This window comes from Wenyingzhuangia sp., assembly GCF_039768515.1.
Taxonomy (GTDB): Bacteria; Bacteroidota; Bacteroidia; order Flavobacteriales; family Flavobacteriaceae; genus Wenyingzhuangia.
On sequence record NZ_JBDNAI010000094.1, the window covers coordinates 1 to 6723 of the forward strand.

Here is a 6723-nt window from a genome sequence, read left to right on the forward strand (position 1 = left end):
CGCCGTCCTTTTGAAGTAATCTGTAAATTGCGGGTGCTTTTATAAAACGAATGACATCTTTGTGGTAAAAGCTATTCTCAGTTATTTTTTGAAGTTTTTCTTGTGATAAAAACAATTGAAACACACTGAACATGAGCGCAGTGGAAGGGATGTCTTTTAAAGGATATCCCATGGTAATGTTTATGGCCGCTACATTTTTTGGTAAAGAACTCAACGTAATTGGCAGCAATGTTTCATCAGACAACACCATGGCGGTATTCTGTAATTGTGGTAGTTTTGATAAAATTTCTCCGGCATATTTTATTTGAGAAATATTTTTTGAAAGCCCAATAACCGCGATGTTCTTTTTCTCAAAAAAAGTAGTCCCAATGGTATTTAAATCGTTTTTTTCATAATGTTTCCAAGTGCTTTTGTATTTTCTTATAAATTGACCTGCTTGTTGTTTTTTGTCTAATAATGCAGCGTCAATGTCCCAATAAATTGTAGTGTTTTGAGCGGCCAACATTTTCTGAATCAATACCTCCTCTGCAGTATTCAAAGCGTTAAAACCAATAAAAACAAACTTTTTATGTGGATTGTTTTGGAGATATGCATCCATCTTTAGGGTTGCCTCTCTATAAATTAATCCTTGGTACCCGATATTTTTTTCTTTTAAAAATGCGTATAGTTTTGGATAAAATTCTCCTAATTTTTCCACAAAAGAAAAATGATCTTTCACCATGGCTGTTTCTTTAAAAACCCCCTCTACAGACCATTTTTTTAAGCGTTCTATATCTCTCAAGTACACAAATATTTCTGCAGCTTTTACCAAATGTTGATCGATTTCATTGAAATCTTGAAGTACTGTAAATGCCCAGGATGAAAACTTGTCAAAGGAATCTGGGTTTTTTTCAACACTTTTATAGATGGTGTAAAAATGGAATAAGAGCGCTACACTGTCTACTTTTGAAATTTCTGACACCTCTTCGATAAAGCTTCCAATATTTTGAATTTCAGGAAGAAAACCTGTATGAATTTTATCTTTCAATGCTTGTTTTACAAAAACACCTGCTCTTTGGGATGGCAATATAAAAACCACATTCTCAAAGGATGTTGTCGTTTTTAAAATCGTATCTATTGTTTCAGAAATAAATGATTGCATTGAAATTGATTTGAAAAACAAGGTACAATATAAATCTTGTTTTTGCATCATAAACCTCTCATGGAGATTTGGTTATTTTATGTGTATTAAAAAAAATCTCCTTGTTATTTTACAAGGAGATTTGGTTTTTTTAGATTGGATTTAACCATTTGAATTGAAACTTTGTTTCTGGAATTATGATTCGTTCTGTAATCCGATACATTCTATCGGGAAGCTTCAATAAATAATCTCTTGCTTTTTCTGCCTCAGCAGTTAAGCCGGTCATTTTATCAATCTCCCATGCGGCATTCAGTTTTTTTAAGATGTCAATATAATCAAAACCGGTATACACCCCTGCTCTTTGAGCCACCGTCGAAAAGTCACTAAACAGACTTCCTTTTTTCGAGAAAGATTCTCTTAAATGCAATGCAGGCATCACAATTTTGTGCTTCATCATGTGTTGAAAGGCCAACATCATTTCACTAGGGTCAATGGCAAAAATTCGTCTAACAAATTCTGTGTATGCAACATGGTGGCGCATCTCATCTCCTGCGATAATCTTAGACATTTTTGCCAACGCTTTGTGTCCTTTTTTTCGTGCAATTTTAGCGACGTTGTTATGTGAAATATAGGTTGCCAATTCTTGAAAACTAGTATATATAAAGTTTTTATAAGGATCGGAGGCCGTTCCTATATCGAAACCATCTGAAATTAAATGTTGGGTCGTAATTTCTACTTCACGCATGTTTACCCTTCCAGACAAATACAAATATTTGTTTAACGTATCTCCATGTCTATTTTCTTCAGCAGTCCAGGATCGAATCCATTTTGCCCAACCGTTATCGGGTTGTTGCGAAATACCATCGATGTCTAACAACCAAGATTCATAGGTGGGGAGTGCTTCTTCGGTAATGGTATCTCCTACGAGAACGATCCAGAAATCATCACTTAAATCTTTAGACAATTCTTGAATCTCCTTTATTTCATCAATAAAAGTATCTTTTTGTGAGTTGGGTAAAAAATCGGTGGGTTGCCAAATTTTTTCTGCTGGAATCAAATAGTCATGAACAAAGGTGTCGATGTTTTTTTCCAGCGTCTTCATGACTTCTTTTCGAATGTTTCGTAGGGACATACTTATTTTATGTGGGATGTAATTATTGTTTCCACTTTTGCCATTAATTCGTCAAAGGGCAAAGAGGTTATTTTGATGGGTGCATGGGTTTTTAATGTAATTGGACTCCCAAGACCTAGCGGGAATTTTCCGTACTTATAAACTTTCCAAGAATTGTTAATGCTGATGGGTACAATGGAGGCTTCTTTATTGTACTTCGCGATCATTTTAATCCCATTAGTAGCAAATTTTTTTGGCTTTCCTGTTCTACTTCGTGTTCCTTCAGGAAAAATCACTGCAGACCAATTTTCTTTATGAATTCGTTTCGAAAAATTTGCCAATGCCGTTAAAGCCTGCTTTGGATCTTTTCTGTCTATCAATGCAGCTCCTCCATATTTTAGATTGTAGGAAATACTTGGAATTCCTTTTCCCAATTCTATTTTTGCAACAAATTTTGGGGAATACTTTCTAAAGTATAAGATCAAAGGCGGAATGTCAAACAAGCTTTGATGATTGGCGACAAAAATATAGTTGTTTTCTTTTGAAAGCGAGTGTTTGTTTTCAAAACGAACGGGAACCCACAATATGAGCATTGATTTTACCAAAAACCAATTTAAGACGTCTACAACTATTTTATGTCCCTTAAAACCAAAAAGATTGAAACTCAACCACTGTAGCGGCTGAAAAACAACCAATAGCAGAAAGAAAGTCAACATAAAAATTGGCGACAAAAGATAACTGATAAACTTCATGGTCTAGATCCAGTTACTCCAGGGGATTCGTGAAAGAATGATGAGCAATGCCAAACCATAAAAGACTACAAATGTCTTAAAACGTGCAGTATCTGTTGTTTTCTTCTTATGTTTAGACCAACCTATTGTAATCAAAACAATGGCAATTATCATCATGCTAGGGTGTTCTACCGCCAATAATCGGGTTGCTTTATCTCCCATAACAGCACTAGGATCTGTTTTTAGCGCTTGATACCAAGGAGACATAAAATACCATGCCAAGCCAATTAACAATTGGAGGTGCGATACAATCAAGGTAAATAACCCAATTCTTAAGTCTTTGTCTTTAAATTCTTTTTTTTGTGTGAAGCCAATAATAGCATTTACTACAGCAAAAGCTAAAAAAGCCAAAACCAAATAGGCCCAATAAGAATGAATGTCTTTCATAATGTAATCTCTTGTTTTTTTAGTGAGGTAAAGTTAACTATTTATTCTATAAAAAAACCACCTCATGCGAGGTGGTTTTAAAAATAGTAAAATTAGATGTTACTATTGTAAAATATACGCTGATCCAGACTTGATAACTGCCATAGACCAAACACCAGCAGCACCATTGTAGATGTTGTAGGTAACAATGTATTTCTGACCTTCCGCATCGCTAGGGAAGTTGTTTAATAAGATCGTGTTGATTTTTGCCAAACGCGCTTCAACAGATTCTTCATCTTTTCCAGCTCTTACATCAAAGTTTCCGTAATTTCCATTCCCCACCAACACATAATCGGCAGCGGTTAATGTGTACTTAATGGTGTTGTCTGGAACCCAGTTCATACCATCATGTCCAAATTTAATGGTTTCATTTACAACATTGTTGTAAACCGACCATGTAGCACCATCGTAGATAAAGTTAGCAATATAGCTTAACACAGATCCACTCACATATAATTTATACATGATTGGCTCAATGTCTCCGGCCATTTTTCCAGAGAATCTAAATTTCTCCAGTAAAAATACAGGGATCTTAGCTAAAGCTTCGTCTTCACTAGAGAAGTTTGCGTATCCTTCGCCCATTGTTGCGTACTCTTCTGCTGTGAAACCAGTAGCCATTTGCCAGTCTCCGTTTACAAATAAGAAACCATTGTTTAGCGTAGATACACTTCCTGAATAGTACTTATATGTTAATGAAACCAACAATCTGTTTGCTGGTGCAGGGTACTTTGTGTTTAAGAAGTCAATAATGTGAGATTCACGACTAAAGTTTCCATAGGTGTGTCCACCATCTGCATAGTCTTGAGAAGTTACTGTATAAACCTCTAAACTTCTTTCGTCATATGCTGGTTGGTATAACTTAAAAGTTACTTCAGCTAATGATTCTTTACCCCATGCTGGGAATTTATCAGATAAAAACTCAGGAAGCATGTCTTTAGCGTCATCCGTAGAGCTAAAGTTACCATAGTTTAAACCTAAATCATCATAATCTCCGTCAGTCAAAGTATACTTAGCCTCACCAGAAATAATTGTTTCTTGAGCGTCTACTTCTTCATAAATGTCTTCCATAGGGTTACAAGCTGTAAACACTAAAGAAAGGATTGCGAATGAATAAAATATTTTTTTCATAATTGTTATTTTTTAAAATTTAATTTTTGCACTTAAACTGAATGTTCTACCGAAACCAAAAAACACTAATGGATCTGAAGCGTCAATTGCATCTGCAATATATTCTGTATCTAAGACATTGTTTACACGAGCAGTAAGTGTCGTGTCAAATGTTCCAAAGTTAAAGCTGTGACGTAAACTTGCATCTACAGTTCCGTAACTTGGCACCTTATAAGAATCGGTTGGTGTTTCTGTTGCATTTGCATAGTTTAAAACATCGATACGAGCATAAAGGTTCGCAAAGTAGTTGTAATCTACCGTAATACTTGTTTTGTCCCAGAATTTGTATAACATCCCCAATGCAGCTGTTGTTTGTGCTGCGTTAGAAACTCTTAATCCTTTAATAGGTAAAGAAAGCGTTGTTACTTCTTCTTGGTCTTCGTTGAATACTGGTACATCTTCTAAGTTGTTGTCCCATTTCCAGTCTCCTAGGGAAAGCATTCCTGAAAAGTTAAGGTCGTTAGAAGGCTTGTAGGTGAAGTCAAATTCAATCCCTTGGTGTAAAGCGTTTACGCCTAAAAGGTTTGCCGTATAATCTTCAGCGCCAGGTTCTGTTGCTCTTACGTTTCTAGTAAAAGTTCTATCATTCCACTGTGTTCTGTATACATTTACATTGGCAGCAAATTTCTCAGCTCTTACACCATATCCCAACTCTAAACTGAATACTTTTTCATTTTCAGCATCTCTGTTGATTTTTGTGTTGTTGTATCCGTTAAATACAGCATTGAATGCGGCTGGTCTTTCAAAATAACCAATGTTTGCAAAAACATTTTGAACATCATCCAAACGGAAGTTTGCACCTCCTTTGATGCTGTAACCACCCAAGTTGATTTTTTCAGAAGTAGCTAAATCTCTTCCAGCTTCTGTGCTTAAGTCGTATAAGAAGTATTCAATTCTTTGGTAAGAAGTCTTTTGAATCGAAGAAGATACAAATGCATCAAAGTTTTCAGTTCCATATTCTAATTGACCAAAGAAACCTAACCAACCAACTTCACCGTCGTTGTTATATCCCATTTTATCTCCAACCACTAACGCTGCATTTGGATTGTTCACGTTGTTGTTATCTAGGTAATAATCACCTCCTAATAAGTCTGTTACTTCTCTAAAGTGTTTTCCTGTATAGGTTCTTACATCCAATCCACCAATAAAAGTTAGTTCGTCTGTTAGGTTTGTTTTGAAAGTAGATAATAATCCATACCATTCGTGGTCATTTCTAGAAGCTCTTAAGATTGCTTCAGAACCTAACGCTCCGTTTGCTCTGTTGATTTCAACAATGTTGTCTAAATCTACTGGTTGGTCTGCACCACCAAGTCTAACACCAAATAAATCTCTGTTAGTACCAGCAGTTCCACCACCACCACCAGTACCATAAGATACATAAGCTGCCGTAGATAAAGAGGTATTGTCGTTAATAGTCCAATAGTGGTTTAAAGACGTTTGAGATTTGTGGTAAAAGTTATCTTCAATGTGCGTTACCTGACCATCTTTATAACCCCAATCTGGGTTAAACTGATTTCCAGCCTCAGCATTTCTGTAAGTAGCAACTGTACTCATGTTTTGTCTTTGTCCGTGTCTTTGCGGAGCACCAAAACTTGTAAAAGAGATTTTGTGATTTTCATTAATTTCTTTTGAGAAGTTAACAAAATAATTCGTCCCTTCAAATTGGGTTCCTTCAATATACCCTTCACCAGAAATTTTAGCGAAAGATACAGTCGCAGCCAATCCATTTTCCATTAATCCAGTAGACAATGTAAAGCCATATTTTTGGTATCCATTGTTCCCTGTTGCAGCAACAACGTTTCCTCCTTTATTTACATCAGAAGTTTTCGATAAAATGTTGATCGTACCTCCAATAGAAGGAACCGCTACTTTCGCAGCACCTAAACCTCTTTGAACTTGCATTGCAGAAGTTACATCTGACAATCCCGCCCAGTTAGACCAATATACTCTACCGTTTTCCATATCATTTACGGGAACCCCGTTAATCATAACAGCAACGTTTTCAGAATTAAATCCACGTAAGTTAATTCTACCATCTCCAAAACCACCACCAGATTTTGTAGCATACACTCCAGGTGTAGACTTTAAAACCTCTGGGAATTCCTGAG

The 6723-nt window shown here is 36.0% G+C and carries 5 protein-coding genes and 1 pseudogene; all 6 read right to left on the reverse strand.

Annotated elements, in window-relative coordinates; translation table 11 throughout:
• Positions 1–1141 (reverse strand): annotated as a pseudogene (locus ABF281_RS06550) (PD-(D/E)XK nuclease family protein); the annotation flags it as partial.
• Between the two features lie 130 nt (positions 1142–1271).
• Positions 1272–2252, reverse strand: a complete 981-nt coding sequence (locus ABF281_RS06555) for an acyl-ACP desaturase (RefSeq protein ID WP_347180882.1) — start codon at positions 2250–2252, stop codon at positions 1272–1274.
• Positions 2253–2254: 2 nt separating this feature from the next.
• A complete protein-coding gene (locus tag ABF281_RS06560) occupies positions 2255–2983 on the reverse strand; it encodes a lysophospholipid acyltransferase family protein (RefSeq protein WP_347180883.1) in 729 nt (242 codons plus the stop codon).
• 3 nt (positions 2984–2986) lie between these two features.
• Positions 2987–3409, reverse strand: coding sequence for a hypothetical protein (locus tag ABF281_RS06565; RefSeq protein WP_347180884.1), 423 nt, complete (start codon positions 3407–3409; stop codon positions 2987–2989).
• Positions 3410–3511: 102 nt separating this feature from the next.
• Positions 3512–4576, reverse strand: a complete 1065-nt coding sequence (locus ABF281_RS06570; RefSeq protein ID WP_347180885.1) for a hypothetical protein — start codon at positions 4574–4576, stop codon at positions 3512–3514.
• Positions 4577–4588: 12 nt separating this feature from the next.
• Positions 4589–6723 (reverse strand): TonB-dependent receptor plug domain-containing protein (locus ABF281_RS06575; protein ID WP_347180886.1); only part of this gene is annotated, 2135 nt, incomplete at its 5' end.

Coding starts and splice junctions, on each gene's coding strand:
- ABF281_RS06555 (WP_347180882.1), bottom strand. CDS start 2,252: ATGTCCCTACGAAACATTCGAAAAGAAGTCATGAAGACGCTGGAAAAA.
- ABF281_RS06560 (WP_347180883.1), bottom strand. CDS start 2,983: ATGAAGTTTATCAGTTATCTTTTGTCGCCAATTTTTATGTTGACTTTC.
- ABF281_RS06565 (WP_347180884.1), bottom strand. CDS start 3,409: ATGAAAGACATTCATTCTTATTGGGCCTATTTGGTTTTGGCTTTTTTA.
- ABF281_RS06570 (WP_347180885.1), bottom strand. CDS start 4,576: ATGAAAAAAATATTTTATTCATTCGCAATCCTTTCTTTAGTGTTTACA.